Annotated in this window: 1 protein-coding gene; it reads right to left on the bottom strand. The window is 50.4% G+C overall.

Annotation, left to right across the window (positions count from 1 at the left end; translation table 11 throughout):
• Positions 1-571: hypothetical protein (locus KE626_RS34525; RefSeq protein ID WP_211977727.1), on the bottom strand; the 571-nt coding region annotated here is incomplete at both ends.

Below are 571 nucleotides of genomic sequence, written 5' to 3'. Positions count from 1 at the left end.
GTTGTTATTATTCAGCGAAGTAGCTGTATTAATGTTCATTGCCATGTTGTTGTTAGCCAGGTTACCAGGAGCAGCCGTTGTAGCAATTAATTCCATGGCGTTGATATAACCTACCTGTCCACCCGCCGGAATACTGGCTGTAAAGGTGATTTCGCCGTTTGCATTTGCTGTCAGGTTAATGAAGTCGGCGGTGTTGGTGGTGTTATTCTGTGCGTACAGCGATTTGCTGATACCGTTAACGGTAAACTGGGTACTGCCGTTGTCAGGTTGAGGCGCCCACCATTTACTGTCGGACATGAACTTGAGGGTATAGGTGGTGTTGGCACTTAAACCGGTGATGTGTCCATGCATGGCAGGTGCGCCGCTAAAGAAGCCCGGCAATGAACCAAAGTAGAGGTACTGACTCAGCACTACGTCCGGATATACCCCACTGTTGTTGCCGGTAGTGGCGCCTTCCACGCCTGCTGCCCACCAGGATTCATCAAATCTCAGCCCGATACCGGTTGCCAGACCCTGGTCGTTTTTCAGGTTGACGGTATTGTTACCGGCAATATTATTCCACGGTGCAGGC

This window comes from Chitinophaga hostae (assembly GCF_018224885.1).
GTDB classification, from domain to species: domain Bacteria; phylum Bacteroidota; class Bacteroidia; order Chitinophagales; family Chitinophagaceae; genus Chitinophaga; species Chitinophaga hostae.
This window is presented reverse-complemented; position numbering and strand designations above follow the sequence as displayed.